Origin of the sequence: Pseudomonas sp., assembly GCF_049653025.1 — a bacterium.
Classification (GTDB): domain Bacteria; phylum Pseudomonadota; class Gammaproteobacteria; order Pseudomonadales; family Pseudomonadaceae; genus Aquipseudomonas.
The window spans coordinates 124836-149533 of sequence record NZ_JBASFM010000003.1; the positions used below are offsets into that span (position 1 = coordinate 124836).

At 58.0% G+C, this 24698-nt stretch carries 38 protein-coding genes; 4 read left to right on the top strand and 34 right to left on the bottom strand.

Annotation, left to right across the window (positions count from 1 at the left end; translation table 11 throughout):
* Positions 1–65 precede the first annotated feature (65 nt).
* The 3 genes from WBK23_RS01180 (at position 66) to WBK23_RS01190 (ending at position 2790) form a co-directional block, all read left to right on the top strand.
* The gene (locus WBK23_RS01180; RefSeq protein ID WP_424482177.1) at positions 66–1331 is read left to right on the top strand and encodes an ABC transporter permease; all 1266 of its coding nucleotides are present in this window, start codon (positions 66–68) and stop codon (positions 1329–1331) included.
* Between the two features lie 40 nt (positions 1332–1371).
* The gene (locus WBK23_RS01185; protein WP_424482178.1) at positions 1372–1911 is read left to right on the top strand and encodes a DUF3299 domain-containing protein; all 540 of its coding nucleotides are present in this window, start codon (positions 1372–1374) and stop codon (positions 1909–1911) included.
* Between the two features lie 192 nt (positions 1912–2103).
* Positions 2104–2790, top strand: coding sequence for an OmpW/AlkL family protein (locus WBK23_RS01190; RefSeq protein WP_424482179.1), 687 nt, complete (start codon positions 2104–2106; stop codon positions 2788–2790).
* A 56-nt stretch (positions 2791–2846) separates the two neighbouring features.
* Here the strand turns inward: WBK23_RS01190 and WBK23_RS01195 are convergent, their stop codons facing one another.
* From WBK23_RS01195 to WBK23_RS01210, 4 genes are read right to left on the bottom strand one after another with little or no spacing between them, the layout of a single operon-like run.
* Positions 2847–3773, bottom strand: coding sequence for an NAD-dependent epimerase/dehydratase family protein (locus WBK23_RS01195; RefSeq protein ID WP_424482180.1), 927 nt, complete (start codon positions 3771–3773; stop codon positions 2847–2849).
* A complete protein-coding gene (locus tag WBK23_RS01200; protein WP_424482181.1) occupies positions 3766–4650 on the bottom strand; it encodes a sugar nucleotide-binding protein in 885 nt (294 codons plus the stop codon). Before WBK23_RS01200 ends, WBK23_RS01195 begins: the two co-directional genes overlap by 8 nt.
* Before the next feature lie 22 nt (positions 4651–4672).
* A complete protein-coding gene (locus WBK23_RS01205; RefSeq protein ID WP_424482182.1) occupies positions 4673–5167 on the bottom strand; it encodes a single-stranded DNA-binding protein in 495 nt (164 codons plus the stop codon).
* A gap of 17 nt (positions 5168–5184) precedes the next feature.
* Positions 5185–6573, bottom strand: a complete 1389-nt coding sequence (locus WBK23_RS01210; protein WP_424482183.1) for an MFS transporter — start codon at positions 6571–6573, stop codon at positions 5185–5187.
* Between the two features lie 134 nt (positions 6574–6707).
* Between WBK23_RS01210 and uvrA the strand changes: the two genes are divergently transcribed.
* Positions 6708–9542, top strand: coding sequence for an excinuclease ABC subunit UvrA (uvrA, locus tag WBK23_RS01215; RefSeq protein ID WP_424482184.1), 2835 nt, complete (start codon positions 6708–6710; stop codon positions 9540–9542).
* A gap of 57 nt (positions 9543–9599) precedes the next feature.
* Here uvrA and bfr read toward each other — a convergent pair whose 3' ends face one another.
* From bfr to WBK23_RS01365, 30 genes are all read right to left on the bottom strand, one after another.
* A complete protein-coding gene (bfr, locus tag WBK23_RS01220; RefSeq protein ID WP_424482185.1) occupies positions 9600–10064 on the bottom strand; it encodes a bacterioferritin in 465 nt (154 codons plus the stop codon).
* Positions 10065–10225: 161 nt separating this feature from the next.
* Positions 10226–10612 (bottom strand): 50S ribosomal protein L17, encoded by a 387-nt coding sequence (gene rplQ, locus WBK23_RS01225; protein WP_069519894.1) that lies wholly within the window; start codon positions 10610–10612, stop codon positions 10226–10228.
* Positions 10613–10654: 42 nt separating this feature from the next.
* Entirely contained in the window at positions 10655–11656 is a 1002-nt protein-coding gene (locus WBK23_RS01230) for a DNA-directed RNA polymerase subunit alpha (protein WP_424482186.1), read from the bottom strand.
* Between the two features lie 22 nt (positions 11657–11678).
* Positions 11679–12299 (bottom strand): 30S ribosomal protein S4, encoded by a 621-nt coding sequence (gene rpsD / locus WBK23_RS01235; protein WP_424482187.1) that lies wholly within the window; start codon positions 12297–12299, stop codon positions 11679–11681.
* A gap of 17 nt (positions 12300–12316) precedes the next feature.
* Entirely contained in the window at positions 12317–12706 is a 390-nt protein-coding gene (gene rpsK, locus WBK23_RS01240; protein ID WP_013789773.1) for a 30S ribosomal protein S11, read from the bottom strand.
* Positions 12707–12736: 30 nt separating this feature from the next.
* Positions 12737–13093, bottom strand: coding sequence for a 30S ribosomal protein S13 (gene rpsM, locus WBK23_RS01245; protein ID WP_010487012.1), 357 nt, complete (start codon positions 13091–13093; stop codon positions 12737–12739).
* A gap of 130 nt (positions 13094–13223) precedes the next feature.
* Complete coding sequence (rpmJ, locus tag WBK23_RS01250) at positions 13224–13340, bottom strand: 50S ribosomal protein L36 (protein ID WP_046788135.1); 117 nt, start codon at positions 13338–13340, stop codon at positions 13224–13226.
* Between the two features lie 26 nt (positions 13341–13366).
* Positions 13367–14695, bottom strand: coding sequence for a preprotein translocase subunit SecY (secY, locus tag WBK23_RS01255; RefSeq protein ID WP_424482188.1), 1329 nt, complete (start codon positions 14693–14695; stop codon positions 13367–13369).
* The gene (rplO, locus tag WBK23_RS01260; RefSeq protein WP_090243121.1) at positions 14696–15130 is read right to left on the bottom strand and encodes a 50S ribosomal protein L15; all 435 of its coding nucleotides are present in this window, start codon (positions 15128–15130) and stop codon (positions 14696–14698) included.
* Between the two features lie 3 nt (positions 15131–15133).
* The gene (rpmD, locus tag WBK23_RS01265) at positions 15134–15313 is read right to left on the bottom strand and encodes a 50S ribosomal protein L30 (RefSeq protein ID WP_079204534.1); all 180 of its coding nucleotides are present in this window, start codon (positions 15311–15313) and stop codon (positions 15134–15136) included.
* Between the two features lie 2 nt (positions 15314–15315).
* On the bottom strand, positions 15316–15816 hold the full coding sequence (rpsE, locus tag WBK23_RS01270; RefSeq protein WP_090255789.1) for a 30S ribosomal protein S5: 501 nt from the start codon (positions 15814–15816) through the stop codon (positions 15316–15318).
* Between the two features lie 3 nt (positions 15817–15819).
* Complete coding sequence (gene rplR / locus WBK23_RS01275) at positions 15820–16170, bottom strand: 50S ribosomal protein L18 (protein ID WP_003293038.1); 351 nt, start codon at positions 16168–16170, stop codon at positions 15820–15822.
* A gap of 10 nt (positions 16171–16180) precedes the next feature.
* The gene (gene rplF / locus WBK23_RS01280; protein ID WP_160089362.1) at positions 16181–16714 is read right to left on the bottom strand and encodes a 50S ribosomal protein L6; all 534 of its coding nucleotides are present in this window, start codon (positions 16712–16714) and stop codon (positions 16181–16183) included.
* Between the two features lie 12 nt (positions 16715–16726).
* Positions 16727–17119: a 30S ribosomal protein S8 gene (gene rpsH, locus WBK23_RS01285; protein WP_069519903.1), complete on the bottom strand. Its 393-nt coding sequence runs from the start codon at positions 17117–17119 to the stop codon at positions 16727–16729.
* A gap of 183 nt (positions 17120–17302) precedes the next feature.
* Positions 17303–17608, bottom strand: coding sequence for a 30S ribosomal protein S14 (gene rpsN, locus WBK23_RS01290; protein ID WP_090243102.1), 306 nt, complete (start codon positions 17606–17608; stop codon positions 17303–17305).
* Positions 17609–17621: 13 nt separating this feature from the next.
* The gene (gene rplE, locus WBK23_RS01295; RefSeq protein WP_090255796.1) at positions 17622–18161 is read right to left on the bottom strand and encodes a 50S ribosomal protein L5; all 540 of its coding nucleotides are present in this window, start codon (positions 18159–18161) and stop codon (positions 17622–17624) included.
* A 20-nt stretch (positions 18162–18181) separates the two neighbouring features.
* Positions 18182–18496: a 50S ribosomal protein L24 gene (gene rplX, locus WBK23_RS01300; RefSeq protein WP_167147115.1), complete on the bottom strand. Its 315-nt coding sequence runs from the start codon at positions 18494–18496 to the stop codon at positions 18182–18184.
* A gap of 11 nt (positions 18497–18507) precedes the next feature.
* Positions 18508–18876, bottom strand: a complete 369-nt coding sequence (rplN, locus tag WBK23_RS01305) for a 50S ribosomal protein L14 (RefSeq protein ID WP_003281831.1) — start codon at positions 18874–18876, stop codon at positions 18508–18510.
* 23 nt (positions 18877–18899) lie between these two features.
* The gene (rpsQ, locus tag WBK23_RS01310; RefSeq protein WP_090255823.1) at positions 18900–19166 is read right to left on the bottom strand and encodes a 30S ribosomal protein S17; all 267 of its coding nucleotides are present in this window, start codon (positions 19164–19166) and stop codon (positions 18900–18902) included.
* 2 nt (positions 19167–19168) lie between these two features.
* Positions 19169–19360: a 50S ribosomal protein L29 gene (rpmC, locus tag WBK23_RS01315; RefSeq protein ID WP_002555481.1), complete on the bottom strand. Its 192-nt coding sequence runs from the start codon at positions 19358–19360 to the stop codon at positions 19169–19171.
* Complete coding sequence (gene rplP, locus WBK23_RS01320) at positions 19360–19773, bottom strand: 50S ribosomal protein L16 (RefSeq protein ID WP_090255798.1); 414 nt, start codon at positions 19771–19773, stop codon at positions 19360–19362. The genes rpmC and rplP overlap by 1 nt, the downstream gene beginning before the upstream one ends.
* 12 nt (positions 19774–19785) lie before the next feature.
* Positions 19786–20472: a 30S ribosomal protein S3 gene (gene rpsC / locus WBK23_RS01325; protein ID WP_069519907.1), complete on the bottom strand. Its 687-nt coding sequence runs from the start codon at positions 20470–20472 to the stop codon at positions 19786–19788.
* 13 nt (positions 20473–20485) lie between these two features.
* Positions 20486–20818 carry a 50S ribosomal protein L22 gene (gene rplV, locus WBK23_RS01330; RefSeq protein ID WP_003210077.1) on the bottom strand — a complete coding sequence of 111 codons (333 nt, stop codon included), beginning with the start codon at positions 20816–20818 and terminating at the stop codon, positions 20486–20488.
* An 11-nt stretch (positions 20819–20829) separates the two neighbouring features.
* The gene (rpsS, locus tag WBK23_RS01335; RefSeq protein ID WP_010486981.1) at positions 20830–21105 is read right to left on the bottom strand and encodes a 30S ribosomal protein S19; all 276 of its coding nucleotides are present in this window, start codon (positions 21103–21105) and stop codon (positions 20830–20832) included.
* A 16-nt stretch (positions 21106–21121) separates the two neighbouring features.
* Positions 21122–21946 (bottom strand): 50S ribosomal protein L2, encoded by an 825-nt coding sequence (rplB, locus tag WBK23_RS01340; RefSeq protein WP_090255801.1) that lies wholly within the window; start codon positions 21944–21946, stop codon positions 21122–21124.
* A 14-nt stretch (positions 21947–21960) separates the two neighbouring features.
* Positions 21961–22260 (bottom strand): 50S ribosomal protein L23, encoded by a 300-nt coding sequence (rplW, locus tag WBK23_RS01345; RefSeq protein ID WP_160089364.1) that lies wholly within the window; start codon positions 22258–22260, stop codon positions 21961–21963.
* Positions 22257–22859, bottom strand: a complete 603-nt coding sequence (rplD, locus tag WBK23_RS01350; protein WP_090255805.1) for a 50S ribosomal protein L4 — start codon at positions 22857–22859, stop codon at positions 22257–22259. The genes rplW and rplD overlap by 4 nt, the downstream gene beginning before the upstream one ends.
* 12 nt (positions 22860–22871) lie before the next feature.
* Positions 22872–23507: a 50S ribosomal protein L3 gene (gene rplC / locus WBK23_RS01355; protein ID WP_090255807.1), complete on the bottom strand. Its 636-nt coding sequence runs from the start codon at positions 23505–23507 to the stop codon at positions 22872–22874.
* Positions 23508–23591: 84 nt separating this feature from the next.
* Entirely contained in the window at positions 23592–23903 is a 312-nt protein-coding gene (rpsJ, locus tag WBK23_RS01360) for a 30S ribosomal protein S10 (RefSeq protein ID WP_010486970.1), read from the bottom strand.
* Between the two features lie 142 nt (positions 23904–24045).
* On the bottom strand, positions 24046–24698 hold a 653-nt coding region (locus WBK23_RS01365), incomplete at its 5' end, for an EF-Tu/IF-2/RF-3 family GTPase (protein WP_424482189.1).

Below are 24698 nucleotides of genomic sequence, written 5' to 3' on the forward strand. Positions count from 1 at the left end.
TGTTTTTGCCTTGCCTCGGCGGCCTCGCCTACGTTTCTCAACGGCCTGCTAACGGAGATCTAAACATGTATCTACTGCGTCTGGCCCTCGCCAGCCTGGGCAACCGCCGCTTTACTGCGTGGCTGACGGTGTTCGCCATCGCCCTGTCCGTGTGCCTGCTGCTCGCGGTCGAGCGCGTGCGCACCGAGGCCCGCGCCAGCTTTGCCAACACCATCAGCGGCACCGACCTGATCGTCGGCGCGCGCTCCGGCAGCGTTAATCTGCTGCTGTATTCGGTGTTCCGTATCGGCAACGCGACCAACAACATCCGCTGGGACAGCTTCGAGCACCTCGCCGCGCACCGCCAGGTCAAATGGACCATCCCGATTTCCCTCGGCGACTCGCACCGCGGCTACCGGGTGATGGGCACCAGCCCGGCGTATTTTGAGCACTACCGCTACGCCCGCAGCCAGCCGCTGCAACTGAGCAGCGGTCGTGCCTTTGCCGATGACCCGTTCGAGGTGGTGCTCGGCGCAGAAGTGGCTCAGGCGCTCAATTACCAGCTCGACCAGGAACTGGTGCTGGCCCACGGCGTAGCGACCATCAGTCTGGTCAAGCATGACGACAAACCGTTCAAGGTGGTCGGCATACTCAAACGCACCGGCACGCCGGTGGATCGCACCCTGCATATTTCCCTGGCTGGGATGGAAGCCCTGCACGTCGACTGGCAGAACGGCATGCCGGCACGCGGCGCAGCCAAGGTCAGCGCCGAGCAGGCGCGGGCCATGGACCTGCAACCCAAACAGATCACCGCCGTGCTGCTCGGCCTCAACAGCAAGATCGCCACCTTTAGCCTGCAACGCGAGATCAACCAGTTCCGCGGCGAGCCGCTGCTGGCGATCCTCCCCGGCGTCGCCCTGCAAGAGCTGTGGAGCCTGATGGGCACCGCCGAGAAGGCGCTGTTCGTAGTCTCGCTGTTCGTGGTGCTGACCGGGCTGATCGGCATGCTCACGGCAATTCTCACCAGCCTTAACGAGCGCCGCCGGGAGATGGCGATTCTGCGCTCGGTCGGCGCGCGCCCTTGGCATATCGCCAGCCTGCTGATTGTCGAGGCCTTCGCCCTGGCCCTGGCCGGCGTGCTGCTTGGTTTGCTGTTGCTGTACCTGGGTATCGCAGGCTCGCAAGGTTATGTGCAGGCGAATTACGGCTTGTACCTGCCGCTGAACCTGCCGAGCCGCTATGAGTGGACGCTGCTCGGCGCTATCCTGAGCGCCGCCCTGCTGATGGGCTGTGTACCGGCATGGCGGGCCTACCGACAATCGCTGGCCGACGGCCTGTCCATTCGCCTGTAACCGCACGCCCCCGCAGCGTTAACCCTAATGAGGTAGCACCATGCTCCGCCCCTTGCTCGCCACCCTGCTGATCAGCCTCAGCACGTCCCTGCTCGCGACCCCGCTCTTGGCCGCCGAGGTGCGCGAGCTGACCTGGGCCGAGCTGGTGCCGGCCGATGCGCCCGCGCAGGTCAGCGCACCGGTCCCCATGCACGACCTATCGCAACTGGCCGACGCCCTGGCAGCCGAAAGTGCGCCAGCCGCCATCCAGCAATCCCCTGCCGCGCCTGTGGTCAAGGCGCTCGATGACCAACTGGTCAAACTGCCGGGCTATATCGTGCCGCTGGATGTCACCGAGGAAGGCCGTGTCACCGAGTTTCTCCTGGTGCCCTTCTTCGGTGCCTGCATCCACGTGCCGCCACCGCCGTCGAACCAGATCATCCACGTCACCACCGAGCTTGGCGTGTTAATGGATGCCCTGTACCAGCCGTTCTGGATCGAAGGCCCGCTCAAGGTCGAGCAGAGCAGCAGTGAGCTAGCCGAAGCCGGCTACCAGATGCAGGCCGAGAAGATTTACGCCTACGAGCTGCCGGACAGCTAGACCGGCGAATCAGCAGCGTCACCCCCTTAAAGCCAGAGCCCATCGCCCTGGCTTTTTTCGTTGCATCCAAACGCTACTCACCCGGTATTTTTCGATAGCTGGCTAATCTATTGAGCTGGATCAACAGCTGATTTTGCCGCACCCCTAACATCGTACTCAGCCAATACGAACCGATGCTTATGGGAGCACTGCATGCGTACATCACTTCTCACCGCCTCACTGCTGGCCCTGGCAATTGCCGCGCCGCTGGCGCAGGCTCACCAAGCTGGCGACATCATCGTGCGCGCCGGTGCCATCACCGTTGACCCGCACGAAAGCAGTGGTGATATCTGGGTCGGTGCGCTGAACAGCGACGTGGCCGGCAGCAAGGCGACACTCGACAGCGACACCCAGCTGGGCCTGAACTTCGCCTATATGCTGAGCAACAACCTCGGCATCGAGTTGCTCGCGGCCACCCCGTTCAGCCATGACGTCGGCGTCGCCGGCATGCCCGGCGGCTTCGCTGGCCTGAATGGCAAGCTCGGTGAGCTCAAGCATCTGCCACCCACCGTCAGCCTGGTCTATTACCCGCTCGACGGCAGCTCGGCCTTCCAGCCCTATGTCGGCGCAGGCATTAATTACACCTGGTTCTTCGATACAAAACTCAGCAGCGAAGCGGAAAGCAAAGGCTTCAGCGGCCTCGACATGAAAGACTCCTGGGGCCTCGCCGCGCAAGTGGGCATGGACTACATGCTGACCGACAGCATCATGCTCAACGCCCAGGTGCGCTATATCGACATCGACACCACCGGCACCACGCACATCCTTGGCGACAAGGTGAAGGTCGACGTGGATGTCGACCCGTTCGTCTACATGCTGGGCCTGGGCTACACGTTTTAAGTGTGACTGACATAAAAAACCGGCCTTGATGGCCGGTTTTTTCGTTTAGCTGCGCTTCAAGACTGCGCCAGCAGACAGCGCAGCCCCTCACGCATCGGCGTTGCCGTGGGCAATTGATAATGTGCCTGCAGGCGCTGGTTATCCGCCCGCGAATGGCGAATATCGCCGGCGCGCGCCGCCTGGTAGCTGACGGCAGGCAAGCCGCCACAGACCGCACCGATTTCTGCCAGCAACTGATTCAGGCTGACCGCCTGATTCCAGCCGACGTTCACCGCACCGTCCACCACCTGCGGCGCGGTCAGCGCCTGGATCAGCAGCGCCAGCAGATCCTCGATATAGAAGAAGTCGCGGGTCTGTTCGCCATCACCGAACACGCTGATCGGCAAACCCTGCTGAGCACGCTGGGTGAAGATGCTGATTACCCCGGAGTACGGCGAGGACGGGTCTTGACGCGGCCCGAAGATATTGAAGAAGCGGAAGATCGCCGGCTCCAGGCCATGCTGGCGACGATAGAAGTCCAGGTAATGCTCGCCGGCCAGTTTGTCCGCGGCGTAAGGTGTCAGCGGGGCCTTGGCAGTGTCTTCAGCAATCGCCCGGCCTTCGCCATTGTTGCCGTAGACCGCTGCGCTGGAAGCGAACAGCACGCGCTTGACGCCATGCAGGCGCATGGCTTCGCAGACATTCAGGGTGCCGACGAAATTGCTCTGATGAGTGGCCACCGGGTCGTCCACCGAGGCCTGCACCGAGGCCACTGCTGCCAGGTGCGCGACCGCCGTACAACCGGCCACTGCGCCAGCGACCACGGCCGCATCGGCCACATCACCCTGGATAAACTGCAACTGCGGGTTATCCAGCGGCAGATTGGCCAGCTTGCCCATCGACAGGTTATCCAGCACCCGTACACGGTGCCCCTGCGCCAGCAACGCATCGACCAGGTGCGAGCCGATAAAGCCGGCACCGCCAGTAACCAGAACTTCAGACATGTCGGTAATAACTATCCAGTAGGCTCGGCAACCCCGAGCGCCAGGCGCGCGGTTTGATGCCGAAGGTGTGCAGGATTTTCTTGCAGGACAGCACCGCATGCTGCGGCTCCTCGGCGGCATCCGGACGGGCGACATGCGCCTGCGGATTGATCTCTTCGACCAGATTGCTGCGGAAGTTGCGCGCTTCGCTCAATACCGCCTGACCCAGCGCCAGCGAGGTCGTCGCCTCGTGGCCGCCGTAGTGGTAGGTGCCCCATAACGGCGTCTGGCAATCGAGCTGTTTGAGCACGGCGAGAATCACCCGCGCCGCATCGTCGATCGGAGTCGGGTTGCCGCGACGGTCATCAGCCAGCAGCAGCGGTTCATCATGTTCGGCGCGGGTAAGAAAGCGCCCGAGCAAGCCATTGGCGCTGTCATCCAGCAGCCAGCCGAAACGCAGCAGCACATGCCGCGGGCAGATGGCGCGTACGCGCTGCTCGAAGCGCCACAGCGCCTGGCCACGCACGCCCAGCGGCACCGGCTCTTCCTTCTCGCTGTAGGCGGTAGCCCGCGAACCATCGAACACGCGGTAGCTGGACGGTTGCAGCAAGCGGACCTGGTGATGCTGGCAGAGTTCGGCAAGGCGCTCGACGGAGCGCTCCTGGGCAGCAAAATGCGCCTCGCTCACCACTTCGGCCTGAAACCAGTCGAAGTAGTAGGCAAGGTTGATCAAGGCATCGGGGCGGGTGTCATCGAGCAACTGGGTCAGACTGGCGGGGTCCCAGCCTGATTCCGGCGGTTTCGGCGCGAGAAAGCCAATGTCTTCCTCGGCACCGAGGCGGATCAGTGCCTGCCCCAGCGCATTACCGCCACCCAGCAGCATCAGCCGCATACGCATGATCGAACGCTGACTCAGGCGATCAGAACGGAATATCGTCGTCGAAGCTGTCGAAGTCCGGCGCAGGCTGAGCCGCCTGTTGCGGAGCCGGGCGCGGTGCGGCCTGCTGTTGCGGCTCGCGCTGCGGCGCTGGGCGCTGCTGACGCGGAGCAGAATCGCTGCCTGCGTTGTCCGGACGGCCGCCCAGCAGCTGCATGGTGCCCTGCATGTCGACAACGATCTCGGTGGTGTAACGTTTGATGCCGTCTTTTTCCCACTCGCGGGTCTGCAGCTTGCCTTCGATGTACACCTGTGAGCCTTTACGCAGGTATTCGCCGGCGATTTCTGCAACCTTGCCGAACATCGAAACGCGGTGCCATTCGGTCTTCTCGACCTTCTGCCCGGTTTGCTTGTCGGTCCACTGCTCGCTGGTGGCCAGGCTCAGGTTGGTGACCGCGTTGCCGTTCGGCAGGTAGCGGGTTTCCGGGTCCTGTCCGCAGGTACCGACCAGAATGACTTTGTTAACCCCACGGGCCATAACGTTCTCCTAGGCTTTCAGCACGCCACCGGCGCCGGCTCTATGAGGCGCTCGAGGGACGTGCGGTCCAATTGTTGGGTATCCACTTTGATATAGATGGCGGCTTCGTCACGCACCACTACAGCATCCGCCACTCCGGGCAATGCCAGTAAACGCTCGGCCAGCCCCACTTCTTGCAATGCCGCAGCTGAAAGCGGCAGGCGCAGGCTGGAGACATACGGCGGTTCGCGCATAGTAACAGCAAAGACCAGCCAAAAAAGAGCCAGCAAGGCACAGCCCGCAAACACTCCCGACAGGCTGTAGTGCTGATACAGCCAGCCACCGAGAATGCCGCCGATGGCCGCACCGAGGAACTGGCTGGTGGAGTACACACCCATCGCCGTGCCCTTACCACCGGCCGGTGCCACCTTGCTGATCAACGACGGCAACGAGGCCTCCAGCAGGTTGAACGCGGTAAAGAACACCACCGTACCGAGCACCAGCGCACGCAGGCTGGTGCCGAACCACCAGAAGAACAGCTCACACAGCAGCAGCACGCTGACCGCGCCGAGCAGCACATGCTTCATCCGGCGTTTTTTCTCGCCGTAGATGATAAACGGCACCATGCCGAAGAAGCCCACCAGCAGCGCGGTCAGGTAGACCCACCAGTGCTCTTCCTTGGCCAGCCCGCCCTGCTCCACCAACGCCAACGGCAAGGCAATAAAGCTGGCCATAAGAATCGCGTGCAGCACCAGAATGCCAAAATCCAGACGCAGCAGGTCGGCGTGCTTGAGGGTCGGTAGCAGCGCCTGCTTGGCCACTCCGGATTCGCGGTGCTGCAGCGGCCCGGCAGAACTCGGCACCAGCCCGGCGACTATGACGATACCCAACAACGCCATGGCCGCCGTGGCGAGAAACAGGCCGGACAAGCCAAACGCGCGAGTCAGCAACGGGCCGACGACCATGGCCACGGCAAACGACAGGCCGATGCTCATGCCGATCATGGCCATGGCCTTGGTGCGATGCTGTTCGCGGGTCAGATCGGAGAGCAGCGCCATCACCGCCGCCGAGATCGCCCCGGCACCTTGCAGAATACGCCCGGCGATCACCCCATAAATCGAATCGGCATTGGCCGCCAGCAGGCTGCCCGCGGCGAAGATCAGCAAGCCGACATAGATCACCGGCCGCCGGCCGATACGGTCACTGAGCATGCCAAAGGGAATTTGCAGAAACGCCTGAGTCAGGCCGTAAGCGCCGATGGCCAGGCCGATCAGCGCCGGCGTGCTGCCCTGCAACTCCATGCCATAGGTCGCCAACACCGGCAAAACCATAAACATACCGAGCATGCGGAATGCGAACACCAGCGCCAAGCCGCTGGCTGCGCGGGTTTCACTGCCGCTCATGCGCTCGCTGTGCGAATCGTGCATGGAAAACGCCCTGTCGAAATAGGCGGCGATTCTAGCAGTACCCATGCTTACGGCACAGCAGTGACGCTTTGCCGCGCCCGCCTCCCGAGCCGTATACTCGGTGGTTTTCCGCCCGCCATGCGAGGCCGTTGTTTGTGGACAAGATTCTGATCCGGGGTGCGCGCACCCATAACCTGAAAAACATCGACCTGACCCTGCCCCGCGACAAGCTGATCGTGATCACCGGCCTGTCCGGCTCCGGTAAGTCGTCGCTGGCCTTCGACACCCTGTACGCCGAGGGTCAGCGCCGCTATGTCGAGTCGCTGTCGGCCTACGCCCGGCAGTTTCTGTCGATGATGGAAAAGCCCGATGTCGACACCATCGAAGGCCTGTCGCCGGCCATTTCCATCGAGCAGAAATCCACCTCGCACAACCCGCGCTCCACCGTCGGCACCATCACCGAGATCTACGACTACCTGCGCCTGCTCTACGCCCGCGCCGGTATTCCGCGCTGCCCGGATCACGACCTGCCGCTGGAAGCGCAGACCGTCAGCCAGATGGTCGATCAGGTGCTGGCACTGCCAGAAGGCAGCAAGCTGATGCTGCTGGCGCCGGTGATTCGCGAACGCAAAGGCGAGCACCTGGCGATCTTCGATGAGCTGCGCGCCCAAGGCTTTGTGCGCGTGCGGGTCAACGGCAAGATTTATGAGCTGGACGAGCTGCCCAAGCTCGACAAGCAGAAGAAGCACAGCATCGATGCCGTGGTTGATCGCTTCAAGGCACGTGGTGATCTGCAGCAGCGCCTGGCCGAGTCGTTCGAGACCGCGCTCAAACTGGCCGACGGCCTGGCCCTGATCGCCCCGATGGAAGGTGAAGACGGCGAGGAAATCATCTTCTCCGCGCGCTTCGCCTGCCCGGTGTGCGGCCACTCGATCAGCGAGCTGGAACCCAAGCTGTTCTCCTTCAACAACCCGGCCGGCGCCTGCCCGACCTGCGATGGCCTGGGTGTGAAGCAGTTCTTCGACACCAAGCGCCTGGTCAATGGCGAACTGACCCTGGCGGAGGGCGCGATCCGCGGCTGGGACCGGCGCAACGTCTATTACTTCCAGATGCTCGGCTCCCTGGCCACGCATTACGGTTTCAGCCTGGAAGTGCCGTTCGATGAGCTGAGCGCCGAGCACCAGAAGTGCATCCTGTTTGGCAGCGGTACGCAGAACGTCGACTTCAAGTACCTCAACGACCGTGGCGACATCGTCAAGCGCTCGCACCCCTTTGAAGGCATCGTGCCGAACCTGGAGCGGCGCTACCGCGAAACCGAATCCACCAGCGTGCGCGAGGAGCTGGCCAAGTTTCTCAGCACCCAGGCCTGCCAGGATTGCCGCGGCACCCGCCTGCGCCGTGAAGCCCGCCACGTGTGGGTTGGCGAGAAGACCCTGCCGGCCGTCAGCGGCATGCCTATTGGCGACGCCACCGAGTATTTCGGCAGCCTCAGCCTTCCTGGTCGACGCGGTGAAATCGCCGAGAAGATCCTCAAGGAAATTCGCGAGCGCCTGCAGTTTCTGGTTAACGTCGGTCTCGACTACCTGACCCTCGACCGCAGTGCCGACACCTTGTCCGGCGGTGAAGCGCAGCGTATTCGCCTGGCCAGCCAGATCGGCGCCGGCCTGGTCGGGGTGATGTATATCCTCGACGAGCCCAGCATCGGCCTGCATCAGCGCGACAACGAACGCCTGCTCGGCACCCTGCGCCACCTGCGCGATATCGGCAACACGGTGATCGTGGTCGAACACGATGAAGACGCCATTCGTATGGCCGACTACGTGGTGGATATCGGCCCGGGGGCCGGCGTGCATGGCGGGCAGATCGTCGCCCAGGGCACGGCGGCCGAAGTCATGGCCCACCCCGATTCGCTGACCGGTAAATACCTGTCCGGACGCGTGAAGATCAAAGTGCCGGCCAAGCGCACGCCACGCGACAAGAAGCTCTCGCTGAAGATCAAAGGCGCGCGCGGCAACAACCTGCGCAATGTCGATCTGGCGATACCGATCGGCCTGCTCACCTGCGTCACCGGTGTATCCGGTTCGGGCAAGTCGACCCTGATCAACAACACCCTGTTCCCGCTCAGTGCCACCGCGCTGAATGGCGCCACCACCCTGGAAGCCGCTGCCCACGACAGCATCGACGGCCTGCAGCACCTGGACAAGGTGGTCGACATCGACCAAAGCCCGATTGGCCGCACACCGCGCTCCAACCCGGCGACCTACACCGGGCTGTTTACCCCGATTCGCGAGCTGTTCGCCGGCGTGCCCGAGTCACGCTCGCGCGGTTACGGCCCTGGGCGCTTCAGCTTCAACGTCAAGGGCGGGCGCTGTGAAGCCTGCCAGGGCGACGGCCTGATCAAGGTTGAGATGCATTTTCTGCCTGACATCTACGTGCCCTGCGACGTCTGTAAGAGCAAGCGCTACAACCGTGAAACCCTGGAAGTGAAATACAAGGGCAAGAGCATCACCGAAGTGCTCGATATGACCATCGAGGAAGCACGGCTGTTCTTCGATGCCGTGCCGGCCCTGGCGCGCAAGCTGCAGACGCTGATGGATGTCGGTCTGTCCTATATCAAGCTGGGGCAATCAGCGACCACCCTGTCCGGCGGCGAGGCGCAGCGGGTCAAGCTGTCGCGCGAGCTGAGCAAGCGCGACACCGGCAAGACCCTGTATATCCTCGATGAGCCGACCACCGGCCTGCACTTCGCCGATATCCAGCAACTGCTCGACGTGCTGCACCGCCTGCGCGACCACGGCAACACCGTGGTGGTGATTGAGCACAACCTGGACGTGATCAAGACCGCCGACTGGCTGGTGGATCTCGGCCCGGAGGGTGGCTCCAAAGGTGGACAGATCATTGCCTTTGGCACGCCCGAAGAAGTCGCCGAGATGCCGCAATCGCATACCGGTTACTTCCTCAAGCCGCTGCTGGAACGTGATCGCGACTAAGCCAGCGCACAACAAAAAGCCCCGCACATGCGGGGCTTTTTCTTGACTGCAGAATGCTTACATCTGCGTCTGCAGGTAGTTCTCCAGCCCAATTCGGTCGATCAAGCCAAGCTGAACCTCCAGCCAGTAGGCGTGATCTTCTTCGGTGTCCTTGAGTTGTACCTGCAGAATGTCGCGGGTCTGGTAATCCTGATGCTGCTCGCACAGGGCGATGCCTTTGCTCAGGGCCGCTCGCACGTGGTATTCCAGCGCCAGATCGAGCTTGAGCATCTCCGGCACTGTCTGACCGAAGCGGAAGCTGTCGGGAACCATGTCCGGCGTACCTTCTAGAAACAGAATGCGCTTTAGGATGGCATCGGCGTGCTGAGTCTCCTCTTCCATTTCATGGTTGATCCGCTCGTAGAGCTTGACGAAACCCCAGTCCTCATAAAGGCGCGAATGCACGAAATACTGATCGCGGGCCGCCAACTCGCCCTTGAGCAGCATTTTCAGGTAATCGATAACTTCTACATGGCCTTTCATGGGGCTTTTCCTTAACAAGCAGCAAACATGGACTAATGCTGGCTGGCTACAGCCTATGGGTCAAGCACGCCGCATACGGCGGCTATGACCACGCTACAACGAGGCTTATTGCAGCCATAAAAAAACCGGGCCAAGGCCCGGTTTTTTATACAACCGACGACTTACTCAGCGTCTACAGCTGCACCAGCGACCGGACGGTCAACCAGCTCAACATAAGCCATTGGAGCATTGTCGCCAGTGCGGAAACCGCACTTGAGAATACGCAGATAACCGCCCTGACGGGTGGCGTAGCGCTTGCCCAGGTCGTTGAACAACTTGCCGACGATGGCTTTCGAACGAGTACGGTCGAAGGCCAAACGACGATTGGCAACGCTGTCTTCTTTAGCCAGAGTAATCAGCGGCTCGGCAACGCGACGCAGCTCTTTGGCTTTCGGCAGAGTAGTTTTGATCAGCTCGTGCTCGAACAGCGATACCGCCATGTTCTGGAACATGGCCTTGCGGTGTGCGCTGGTGCGGCTGAGGTGACGGCCACTTTTACGATGACGCATGGTTCAATTCCTTACCAAACTCACGTTCGGTGATGATGACGATCAGGCAGTCGCCTTATCGTCTTTCTTCAGACTTGCCGGCGGCCAGTTGTCGAGGCGCATACCGAGGGACAGACCGCGAGAAGCCAGAACATCCTTGATTTCAGTCAGGGATTTCTTGCCCAGGTTCGGCGTTTTCAACAGTTCTACTTCGGTGCGCTGAATCAGATCGCCGATGTAGTAAATGTTCTCTGCCTTGAGGCAGTTTGCCGAACGCACAGTCAGTTCCAGGTCATCAACCGGACGGAGGAGGATCGGATCGATCTCATCTTCCTGCTCGATAACAACAGGCTCACTGTCACCTTTGAGGTCGACGAACGCAGCCAACTGCTGTTGCAGAATGGTTGCGGCACGGCGGATAGCCTCTTCAGGATCCAGAGTACCGTTGGTCTCCAGGTCAATAACCAGTTTGTCCAGGTTGGTACGCTGCTCAACACGAGCGTTTTCCACCACGTACGACACACGGCGTACCGGGCTGAACGAAGCATCCAGCTGCAAGCGACCAATGCTGCGGCTTTCATCTTCATCGCTCTGACGAGCGTCAGCCGGCTCATAGCCGCGACCACGAGCTATGGTGAGCTTCATGTTCAGCGCGCCAGTGGAAGCCAGGTTGGCGATTACGTGGTCGCCATTGATGATTTCGACATCGTGATCCAGCTGAATATCGGCAGCGGTAACTACACCCGAGCCCTTCTTCGCCAGAGTCAACGTCACTTCATCACGACCGTGCAGTTTGACAGCCAGACCTTTCAGGTTGAGCAGGATTTCAATGACGTCTTCCTGAACACCTTCGATGGCGCTGTACTCATGGAGTACACCGTCAATCTCGGCCTCGACTACTGCACAGCCAGGCATGGAGGACAACAGGATGCGACGCAGCGCGTTGCCCAGGGTGTGGCCAAAGCCACGCTCGAGAGGCTCGAGAGTGATCTTGGCGCGGGTCGAACTGACCACCTGCACATCAATGTGACGGGGGGTCAGGAACTCATTTACCGAAATCTGCATGGATGCACCTATTTTCTAGCCCTTACTTGGAGTAGAGCTCGACAATCAGGCTTTCGTTGATGTCAGCGGAGAGATCACTGCGAGCCGGGACGTTTTTGAACACGCCAGACTTTTTCTCAGTGTCTACTTCTACCCATTCAACGCGGCCACGCTGGGCACACAGCTCAAGAGCTTGAACAATGCGCAGCTGATTCTTCGATTTCTCGCGAACTGCAACCACGTCACCAGCACGAACCTGGTAGGACGGTACGTTTACAGTTTTACCGTTTACGGTGATCGACTTGTGCGATACCAGCTGACGGGATTCAGCGCGAGTAGCGCCATAACCCATGCGGTAAACCACGTTGTCGAGACGGCACTCGAGCAGTTGCAGCAGGTTCTCACCAGTAGCGCCTTTCTTGCCGGCAGCTTCTTTGTAATAACCGCTGAATTGACGCTCAAGCACACCGTAGATACGACGAACTTTTTGCTTCTCACGCAGCTGGGTGCCGTAGTCGGACTGACGGCCACGGCGCTGACCGTGAATACCTGGGGCTGCTTCGATGTTGCACTTCGATTCCAGAGCGCGTACACCGCTTTTCAGGAAAAGATCTGTGCCTTCACGACGAGACAGTTTGCATTTGGGACCAATGTAACGAGCCATTTCTCACTGTCTCCTGATTACACGCGACGCTTCTTCGAAGGACGGCACCCGTTATGCGGGATGGGCGTCACATCGGTGATGCTGGCGATCTTATAGCCACAGCCGTTCAAAGCACGGACAGCGGACTCACGACCCGGACCTGGACCCTTGACGTTAACGTCGAGGTTCTTCAGACCGTATTCCAGCGCAGCTTGACCAGCACGTTCTGCAGCCACCTGGGCGGCGAACGGGGTGCTTTTACGCGAACCGCGGAAACCCGAACCACCAGAGGTAGCCCAAGACAGGGCGTTGCCCTGACGGTCAGTAATGGTCACGATTGTGTTGTTGAAAGAAGCGTGGATGTGGGCGATGCCATCAACCACCGTCTTTTTGACTTTCTTACGAGTACGAGCAGCAGGTTTTGCCATGACTAGATTCCTGTCGATGCGCGAATGCGATTACTTGCGGATCGGCTTACGCGGGCCCTTACGGGTACGCGCGTTGGTCTTGGTACGCTGACCGCGAACCGGCAGACCACGACGATGACGCAGGCCGCGGTAGCAACCCAGGTCCATCAAGCGCTTGATTTTCATGTTCACTTCACGACGCAGGTCGCCTTCGGTATTCACCTTGGCTACTTCGCCACGCAGCTGCTCGATCTGCTCGTCAGAGAGATCTTTGATCTTTGCTGCCGGATTAACCCCGGTAGCAGCACAGATTTTCTGTGCAGTGGTGCGACCAACACCGAAGATGTAGGTCAACGAGATAACAGTGTGCTTGTTATCCGGAATGTTAACGCCTGCAATACGGGCCATTCAGTGGAACTCCAATTGACAGCTACCTACGCCCCGGAAGCCAAGAAATAGGGCGCGAGATATTAACGCTGTAGAAACAAATAATCAACCCGGCAGCGCACTAGCTGCCGGGCTTGTACTTCACTCACACTCAGCCTTGGCGCTGCTTGTGACGCGGTTCCGAGCTGCAAATCACGCGAACAACACCTTCGCGACGAATAATCTTGCAGTTACGGCACAGCTTTTTCACCGATGCACGAACTTTCATCACCAACTCCTCGAACCTTATGGACTTCAGCGCAGCATGCCGCTGCCGTAGCCCTTCAGGTTGGCTTTCTTCATCAGGGATTCGTACTGGTGCGAAACGAGGTGCGATTGTACTTGCGACATAAAGTCCATCACAACCACTACCACGATCAGCAACGAGGTCCCGCCAAGATAGAACGGTACGTTGGCAGCCACCACCAGGAACTGGGGCAACAAGCATACGGCCGTCATGTACAGAGCACCGAACATGGTCAAGCGAGTCAACACGCCATCGATATAGCGCGCCGATTGCTCACCGGGACGGATACCCGGAATAAAGGCACCGGACTTCTTCAGGTTTTCCGCTACGTCTTTCGGGTTGAACATCAGCGCTGTATAGAAGAAGCAGAAGAAAACGATCCCCGCACTAAACAGCAAAATGTTCAACGGCTGACCAGGAGCGATAGCCTGTGAAATATCCTGCAGCCAGCCCAGACCTTCGGACTGACCAAACCAGGCACCCAGCGAGGCCGGGAACAACAGAAGGCTGCTGGCGAAAATAGCCGGGATAACCCCTGCCATGTTCACCTTCAACGGCAAGTGGCTGGTCTGCGCAGCGAAGACCTTGCGGCCCTGCTGACGCTTGGCGTAGTGCACCGCAATGCGACGCTGACCACGCTCAATGAACACCACGAAACCGATAATCGCTACTGCCAACAAACCGATGGCGATGAGGGCGAAGATATTGATATCACCCTGACGAGCAGACTCGAAAGACTGCCCAATCGCCGACGGCAGACCGGCTACGATGCCTGCAAAAATCAGCATCGAAATACCGTTGCCAACACCACGCTCGGTGATTTGCTCGCCCAACCACATCATGAACATCGCACCCGCCACAAACGTGGTGACTGCTACGAAGTGGAAGCCGAAATCGACCGAAAACGCTACGCCCTGACTGGCCAGACCGACGGACATGCCGACTGCTTGGACAATTGCCAGGACGAGGGTGCCGTAGCGGGTGTACTGGCTAATCTTGCGACGGCCAGACTCACCTTCCTTCTTCAACTGCTCCAGCTGCGGGCTGACAGCGGTCATGAGCTGCATGATGATCGACGCCGAAATGTACGGCATGATCCCCAGTGCAAAAATGCTCATGCGCTCCAGCGCGCCGCCGGAAAACATGTTGAACAAGCTAAGAATGGTCCCCTCATTCTGTCGAAACAGGTCCGCCAGCCGGTCCGGGTTGATACCTGGAACTGGGATGTGTGCACCTATCCGATAGACGATGATCGCCATGAACAGAAAGCGCAAACGAGCCCAGAGTTCGGACAACCCGCCATTGCTGAGCGCTGAGAGAGCACCTTGCTTAGCCATTTATTCCTCGAACTTACCGCCAGCTGCTTCGATAGCCGCGCGCGCACCTTTGGTGACGGCGATACCTTTAAGGGTGACTGCCTGAGTAACTTCACCGGACAGCATGACTTTCACACGCTGTACGTTTTGGTTGATCAGGTTGGCATCCTTCAGCGACTGCAGAGTAACAATGCCGCCTTCGATTTTATTCAGCTCGGACGTACGCACTTGTGCGCGATCCATAGCCTTCAAAGAAACGAAACCGAACTTAGGCAGACGGCGGTGCAGAGGCTGCTGGCCGCCTTCAAAACCCGGAGCAATGGTGCCACCGGAGCGGGAGGTCTGACCTTTGTGGCCGCGGCCACCAGTCTTACCCAAACCGCTACCGATACCACGGCCCGGACGGTGCTTCTCGCGACGGGAACCCGGCGCAGGACTCAAATCGTTCAGGTACATGTATTAACCCTCGACTCGCAGCATGTAGTAAGCCTTGTTGATCATCCCGCGATTCTCGGGAGTATCCAGTACTTCTACGGTGTGACCGATGCGACGCAGACCCAGACCCTTAACGCAGAGTTTGTGGTTAGGGATGCGGCCGGTCATGCTTTTGATCAGCGTGACTTTTACGGTATTAGCCATGATTAGAGAATCTCCTCGACGCTCTTGCCACGCTTAGCCGCAACAGAACCTGGCGACTGCATAGCCTTCAAACCTTTGAAAGTGGCGTAAACCACGTTCACTGGGTTAGTCGAGCCGTAGCACTTAGCCAGAACGTTCTGCACGCCAGCCACTTCCAGAACGGCACGCATAGCGCCGCCGGCGATGATGCCGGTACCTTCCGAAGCAGGCTGCATGTACACCTTGGAGGCGCCATGAGCAGACTTCATTGCGTACTGCAGAGTGGTGCCGTTCAGATCAACCTGGATCATGTTGCGACGAGCAGCTTCCATCGCTTTCTGGATGGCAGCAGGCACTTCACGGGACTTACCACGGCCGAAACCGACGCGACCCTTACCATCACCCACCACGGTCAACGCGGTGAAAGTGAAGATACGGCCACCCTTAACGGTCTTGGCAACGCGGTTAACCTGTACCAGCTTCTCGATATAGCCTTCGTCGCGCTTTTGGTCGTTATTTGCCATAACTTAGAACTCCAGCCCGCCTTCACGAGCAGCATCAGCCAGCGCCTTGACGCGGCCGTGGTACTTGAAGCCAGAACGGTCGAATGCAACCTGAGTTACACCTGCGGCTTTCGCGCGCTCGGCAACCAGCTCACCAACTTTCTTGGCCGCGTCGACGTTGCCAGTGGCGCCGTCACGCAGTGCTTTGTCCAAGGTAGAGGCGCTGGCCAGAACCTTGCTGCCGTCGGCCGAAATGACCTGGGCATAGATGTGCTGCGAAGAGCGATACACGCAGAGACGCACGGCTTCGAGCTCGTGCATTTTCAGGCGTGCTTTGCGAGCGCGACGCAGTCGAGTAACTTTTTTGTCGGTCATTTGCTATGCCCTACTTCTTCTTGGCTTCTTTACGGCGGACGACTTCGTCAGCGTAACGAACACCTTTGCCCTTATAAGGTTCAGGACGACGGAAGTCACGAATCTCCGCAGCGACCTGACCAACCAGTTGTTTGTCGACACCCTTGATCAGGATCTCGGTCTGGTTCGGGGTTTCAGCAACTACACCGTCCGGCAACTCATAGTCGATCGGATGGGAGAAGCCGAGAGCGAGGTTCAGCACCTGACCTTTGGCTTGCGCTTTGTAACCAACACCAACCAGCTGCAGCTTACGCTCGAAGCCAGTGCTAACACCGATCACCATATTGTTGACCAGGGCGCGAGTGGTACCGGCCATTGCACGAGTCTGCTGATCGCCATTGCGAGCAGCGAAACGCAGCTCACCAGCTTCTTGCAGGACTTCAACGGACGAGTGAACGTTCAGTTCGAGAGTGCCCTTGGCACCCTTTACCGAAAGCTGTTGGCCGGCGAGTTTGATCTCAACACCAGCGGGCAGCTTTACGGGGTTCTTAGCAACGCGAGACATGCTTATCCCCCCTTAGAACACTGTGCAAAGCACTTCGCCGCCGACACCGGCAGCGCGCGCAGCGCGGTCCGTCATCACACCCTTGTTGGTGGAGACGATGGATACACCGAGACCGCCACGAACTTTCGGCAGATCATCGACGGATTTGTATTGGCGAAGGCCTGGACGGCTAACGCGCTTAACTTCTTCGATAACCGGACGGCCTTCGAAGTATTTCAGCTCGATGGACAGCTGCGGCTTAACTTCACCGCTGATCTGATAACCCGCAATATAACCTTCGTCTTTCAAAACTTTGGCTACAGCCACCTTCAACGTGGAAGACGGCATGCTTACGACGGACTTTTCAGCCATCTGGGCATTACGGATACGAGTTAGCATGTCCGCTAACGGGTCCTGCATACTCATGGGCTAGACGCTCCTGATACAAAAAGAATTAGCCTTGCGGCTACAGTCGCTGAGAATTCTGGGAAAAATTGAACCCAGGCTCAGGCGAGCCGAGCATTCTAGAGACTGATCAAAAATGAATCAAGCCCCAAAGGGGCCTGATTCACAGATAAGACAAAGCCGGCACTAGGCCGGCTTTGTTTTTTACCAGCTGGCTTTAACCAGACCTGGTACATCACCACGCATTGCAGCTTCACGCAGCTTGATACGCGACAGACCGAACTTGCGATAAACGCCGTGCGGACGACCGGTAATGCGGCAGCGATTACGCAGGCGCGAAGCGCTGGCGTCACGCGGCTGCTTCTGCAGTGCAACCTGAGCTTCCCAACGCGCTTCCGGACTGGCGTTCAGATCGGCGATGGTAGCTTTCAGCTCGGCACGCTTCTTAGCGTACTTGGCTACCGTTTGCTGACGCTTCAGCTCGCGGTTTTTCATGCTGGTTTTGGCCATGATCCAACTCCAATCAGTTGCGGAACGGGAATTTGAAAGCACGCAGCAAGGCGCGACCTTCATCATCCGTACGGGCAGTGGTGGTCAGGGTAATGTCCAGACCACGCAGAGCATCGATCTTGTCGTAGTCGATTTCCGGGAAGATGATCTGCTCTTTAACGCCCATGCTGTAGTTGCCACGACCATCGAAGGACTTGGCATTCAGGCCGCGGAAGTCACGCACGCGCGGCAGGGAGATGGACAGCAGACGATCCAGGAACTCGTACATACGCTCACGGCGCAGAGTTACTTTAACGCCGATCGGCCAGCCCTCACGAACCTTGAAGCCTGCAATCGACTTACGGGCATGAGTCACAACGACTTTCTGACCGGTAATCTTTTCCAGGTCGGCAACAGCGTGCTCGATGATTTTCTTGTCACCGATTGCTTCGCCCAGGCCCATGTTAAGGGTGATCTTGGTGATACGCGGAACTTCCATCACGTTGGCAAGCTTAAGTTCTTCCTTAAGCTTGGGAGCGATTTCTTTCCGATAAATCTCTTTTAGTCGTGCCATGGTCTTCTACCTAGCAGTGTTCAAGCATCAACCGCTTTTTGGGTCGACTTGAAGACACGAATTTTTTTACCTTCTTCTACTTTGAAACCAACGCGATCAGCCTTGTTGGTTTCGCCATTGAAGATGGCCACGTTAGAAGCGTGCATTGGCGCTTCTTTCTCGACGATACCGCCCTGAACGCCCGACATCGGGTTCGGCTTGGTATGGCGCTTCACCAGGTTGATCCCACCAACGACCAAACGGTCGTCAGCGAGAACCTTGAGCACCTTGCCACGCTTACCTTTGTCTTTACCGGCGATCACGATGATCTCGTCGTCACGACGAATCTTTTGCATGTCGGATCTCCTTAGAGCACTTCAGGGGCGAGCGAGACGATCTTCATGAACTTCTCAGTACGAAGCTCACGAGTCACTGGCCCAAAAATACGAGTGCCAATTGGCTCTTGCTTGTTGTTCAGCAGAACAGCAGCGTTGCCATCAAAGCGAATGATCGAGCCATCAGGGCGACGAACGCCGTGACGAGTGCGGACTACAACAGCAGTCATCACTTGGCCTTTCTTCACTTTACCGCGCGGAATTGCTTCCTTAACGGTGACTTTGATGATGTCGCCGATGCCAGCATAACGGCGGTGCGAACCGCCCAGCACCTTGATACACATAACGCGACGAGCACCGCTGTTGTCAGCGACGTCGAGCATGGATTGAGTCTGAATCATATAATTTCTCCGACCCTTAGCCCTTAGACGTCCACTGCGCGTTCGAGGATCTCAACCAGCGCCCAAGACTTAGTCTTGGCAACGGGACGAGTTTCGCGAATGGAAACTTTGTCGCCGATCTTGCTCTGGTTGGTTTCGTCGTGTGCGTGCAGCTTGGTCGAACGCTTGACATATTTGCCGTAGATCGGGTGCTTAACGCGACGCTCGATCAATACGGTGATGGTCTTGTCCATCTTGTCGCTGACGACACGGCCGGTCAGCGTACGGACTGTTTTTTCGGCTTCAGCCATGATCACTTACCTGCCTGCTGGTTGAGCACAGTTTTCACACGAGCGATGTCGCGCTTAACTTGCGAGAGCAGGTGAGACTGCCCCAACTGGCCAGTTGCTTTCTGCATACGCAGATTGAACTGGTCGCGCAGCAGGCCGAGCAGTTGCTCGTTCAGCTGCTGTGCTGATTTTTCACGAAGTTCATTCGCCTTCATCACATCACCGTCCGCTTAACAAAAGTGGTGGCGAGTGGCAGCTTTGCAGCAGCCAGGGCGAAAGCCTCACGCGCCAACTCTTCGGAAACGCCTTCGATCTCATACAGGACTTTGCCTGGCTGGATCTGGGCTACCCAATATTCAACGCTACCCTTCCCTTTACCCATCCGCACTTCAAGAGGCTTCTTGGAGATCGGCTTGTCCGGGAAGACGCGAATCCAGATTTTCCCGCCACGCTTAACGTGACGAGTCAGAGCACGACGAGCGGACTCAATCTGACGGGCGGTGAGACGACCGCGGGCAACAGACTTCAGAGCAAATTCGCCGAAGCTGACTTTGCTACCGCGCTGAGCCAGACCACGGTTGTGGCCGGTCATCTGCTTACGGAACTTCGTACGCTTTGGTTGCAACATTTTGCGTACTCCTTACTTAGCAGCTTTTTTACGAGGCGCAGGCGCTTGGGGTTTCAGTTCTTCTTTAAGGCCACCAATAACTTCGCCTTTGAAGATCCAAACCTTGACACCGATCACACCGTAAGTGGTGTGCGCTTCGTACGTGGCATAGTCGATATCGGCACGCAGGGTGTGCAACGGCACACGACCTTCGCGATACCATTCGGTACGTGCAATTTCAGCACCGCCGAGACGACCGCTCACTTGGATTTTGATGCCCTTGGCACCAATGCGCATGGCGTTCTGTACAGCGCGTTTCATAGCGCGACGGAACATCACACGACGCTCCAGCTGCTGAGCTACGCTCTGCGCAACCAGCATACCGTCGAGCTCCGGCTTGCGGATCTCTTCGATATTGATGTGCACAGGCACACCCATTTGCTTGGTCAGGTCCTGACGCAGTTTCTCAACATCTTCACCTTTCTTACCGATAACGATACCGGGACGAGCGGTGTGGATGGTGATACGTGCGGTTTGAGCCGGACGAGCAATGTCGATACGGCTTACGGACGCGCTTTTTAGTTTGTCTTGGAGATACTCACGCACCTTCAGATCAGCGAACAAATAGTCCGCATAAGTCCGACCGCTGGCGTACCAGACGGAGGTGTGCTCCTTGACGATTCCCAGGCGAATGCCAATGGGATGTACTTTCTGACCCATCTGATCGACTCCGTTACTTGTCCGCAACCTTGACAGTGATATGGCAAGACCGCTTGACGATGCGATCAGCGCGGCCTTTGGCACGCGGCATGATGCGCTTCAGCGAACGCCCTTCGTTGACGAAAACAGTGCTGACCTTCAAGTCATCAACGTCTGCGCCTTCGTTGTGCTCGGCGTTGGCTACAGCCGACTCCAGCACTTTCTTGATGATCTCGGCGGCTTTCTTACTGCTGAAAGCCAGGAGGTTGAGCGCTTCGCCCACCTTCTTCCCACGAATCTGGTCGGCGACCAAGCGGGCTTTTTGGGCGGAGATGCGAGCGCCCGACAACTTAGCGGCTACTTCCATTTCCTAACCCCTTAACGCTTGGCTTTCTTGTCAGCCACGTGCCCACGATAGGTACGAGTGCCGGCAAATTCGCCCAGTTTGTGACCGACCATGTCTTCGTTCACGAGAACTGGGACATGTTGACGACCGTTATGTACAGCGATGGTCAGACCGACCATTTGTGGCAGGATCATCGAACGGCGCGACCAGGTTTTCACCGGTTTGCGATCATTCTTTTCCACCGCCACTTCGATCTTCTTCAGTAGGTGAAGATCAATAAAAGGACCTTTTTTCAGAGAACGTGGCACTGTCGTATCCCTCTATTTACTTGCGACGACGGACGATCATGTTGTCGGTGCGTTTGTTACCACGAGTCTTCGCGCCCTTCGTCGGGAAGCCCCATGGAGACACCGGATGACGACCACCAGAGGTACGACCTTCACCACCACCATGTGGGTGGTCAACCGGGTTCATGGCAACACCACGAACGGTTGGGCGAACGCCACGCCAGCGCTTGGCACCAGCTTTACCCAGCGAACGCAGGCTGTGCTCGGAGTTCGAGACTTCGCCGAGGGTCGCACGGCACTCGGCCAGTACTTTACGCATCTCACCGGAACGCAGACGCAGGGTCACGTAGACACCTTCACGCGCAATCAGCTGAGCCGAAGCACCAGCGGAACGAGCGATCTGAGCACCTTTACCCGGCTTCAGTTCGATACCGTGAACAGTGCTACCAACTGGAATGTTGCGCAGTTGCAGACTGTTGCCCGGCTTGATCGGAGCCATGATGCCAGCTACCAGCTGATCGCCAGCACTCACGCCTTTAGGGGCGATGATGTAGCGACGCTCGCCGTCTGCATACATCAGCAGAGCGATGTGTGCGGTACGGTTCGGATCGTATTCAATACGCTCGACAGTGGCTGGAATGCCATCTTTGTCGTTGCGACGGAAATCGACCAGACGGTAATGCTGCTTGTGGCCACCACCGATATGACGGGTGGTGATACGACCATTGTTGTTACGACCGCCAGTCTTCGACTTCTTCTCAAGCAGCGGAGCGTAAGGAGCGCCTTTATGCAGCTCCTGATTGACCACCTTGACCACAAAACGGCGGCCAGGGGAAGTCGGTTTGCATTTAACGATTGCCATGATGCACCCCTTCCTTACTCAGCACTGCTGGCGAAATCGAGATCTTGGCCTGGCTGAAGCGAGATGATCGCTTTCTTCCAGTCGTTACGCTTGCCCAGGCCGCGAGCGTTGCGCTTGGTCTTACCGAGAACATTCACGGTATTAACAGCAGCAACATTCACGCTGAACAGGCTTTCGACGGCCTTCTTGATTTCCAGCTTGGTTGCATCAGTTGCAACCTTGAAAACGAACTGACTTTTCTTGTCAGCGAGAACCGTGGCCTTCTCGGAGATGTGCGGGCCAAGCAGCACTTTAAATACGCGTTCCTGGTTCATCCCAGCAGCTCCTCGAATTTCTTCACGGCAGAAACGGTGACCAGCACCTTTTCATACGCGATCAGACTAACTGGATCGGAACCTTGCACGTCACGAACATCAACGTGTGGCAGGTTGCGAGCAGCCAGGTACAGATTCTCATCAATAGCATCGGACACGATCAGCACATCGGTCAGACCCATGCCATTCAATTTGCCCAACAGTTCTTTGGTCTTCGGAGCTTCAACGCTGAAGTCTTCGACGACGATCAAACGATCAGTACGAACCAGCTCGGCAAGAATCGAACGCAATGCAGCGCGATACATTTTCTTGTTCAGCTTTTGATCGTGATTCTGCGGACGAGCCGCGAAGGTCACACCACCGCCACGCCAGATCGGACCACGAGTGGTACCTGCACGAGCACGACCGGTACCCTTCTGACGCCACGGGCGCTTACCGCCACCGGATACGTCGGAACGAGTCTTCTGCTGCTTGCTGCCCTGACGGCCGCCGGCCATGTAGGCCACAACTGCTTGGTGAACCAGGGTCTCGTTGTATGCGCCGCCAAAAGTGGCTTCGGATACTTCGATTGCTTGAGCGCCATTTACATTTAATTGCATGTCAGCTTCCCCTTAACCGCGAGCCTTGGCCGCTGGACGTACAACCAGGTTGCCGCCAGTAGCGCCAGGAACAGCACCCTTGACCAGCAACAGATTGCGTTCAGCGTCAACCCGCACTACTTCCAGGGACTGCACGGTCACGCGCTCAGCGCCCATATGACCGGACATTTTTTTGCCCTTGAATACGCGACCCGGAGTCTGGCACTGGCCAATGGAACCCGGAACACGGTGGGACACGGAGTTACCGTGAGTGTTGTCTTGGCCGCGGAAGTTCCAACGCTTGATGGTACCGGCAAAGCCTTTACCTTTGGACTGACCGGTGACATCCACCAGTTGACCAGCTTGGAATATTTCAGCGTTGATCAGATCACCTGCCTGGTACTCGCCCTCTTCAAGACGGAATTCCATAACAGTACGACCTGCCGCGACGTTCGCCTTAGCGAAGTGACCGGCCTGAGCCTTGCTGACACGTGAAGCACGACGCTCGCCGACAGTGACTTGCACTGCACGATAGCCATCGGACTCTTCAGTTTTGAACTGGGTGACGCGATTCGGCTCGATCTCAATGACCGTAACCGGAATGGAGACACCTTCTTCGGTGAAAATACGGGTCATACCCGCTTTTCGACCGACTACACCAATAGTCATGTTGTAACCTCATGAGTGTACGGGGCTTTCACCCGCTATGGCCGCCCATTTCAGAGCGTTACACGACTAAAACCTAAAGCGGTCTTAGCCGAGGCTGATCTGCACTTCCACACCGGCCGCAAGATCAAGCTTCATCAGCGCGTCAACGGTTTTATCCGTTGGCTGGACGATGTCCAGAACACGCTTATGAGTACGGATCTCGAACTGATCACGCGCGTCTTTGTTGACGTGCGGTGAAGTCAGAACGGTGAACCGCTCTTTGCGGGTAGGCAGAGGAATAGGACCACGCACCTGAGCACCAGTACGTTTCGCGGTTTCCACGATTTCCTGGGTTGATTGATCGATCAGGCGATGGTCAAAAGCCTTCAACCGAATACGGATTTGTTGGTTTTGCATTTTGACCTCAGATTCCAAGCTGCTATTCCCAACGGACGCAATACGCCCGTTAAAAGGAGGCGTGATTCTATAGACGCCCCTAGCAGGTGTCAACCCAATAAAAAAAGCCCCCGCAAGCGGAGGCTTTTTCTTAAATCATCACTTACGCGATGATTTTGGCTACGACGCCAGCGCCGACGGTACGACCGCCTTCACGAATGGCGAAACGCAGGCCTTCTTCCATTGCGATGGTCTTGATCAGAGTGACAGTCATCTGGATGTTGTCACCTGGCATTACCATCTCAACGCCTTCCGGCAGTTCGCAGTTACCAGTTACGTCAGTCGTACGGAAGTAGAACTGAGGACGGTAGCCTTTGAAGAACGGAGTGTGGCGACCGCCTTCTTCTTTGCTCAACACGTACACTTCTGCAGTGAAAGTGGTGTGCGGCTTAACCGAACCTGGCTTGACCAGAACCTGGCCACGCTCTACGTCGTCACGCTTGGTGCCGCGCAGCAGAACGCCGCAGTTCTCGCCAGCACGACCTTCGTCGAGCAGCTTGCGGAACATCTCAACACCGGTACAGGTGGTCTTGGTGGTATCACGCAGACCAACGATCTCGATTTCTTCCTGGATCTTGACGATACCGCGCTCGATACGGCCAGTTACCACGGTGCCACGACCGGAGATCGAGAATACGTCTTCGATTGGCATCAGGAACGGCTTGTCGATTGCACGAACCGGCTCAGGGATGTAGCTGTCCAGAGTCTCAACCAACTTCTTGACGGCAGTGGTGCCCATCTCGTTGTCGTCTTGAC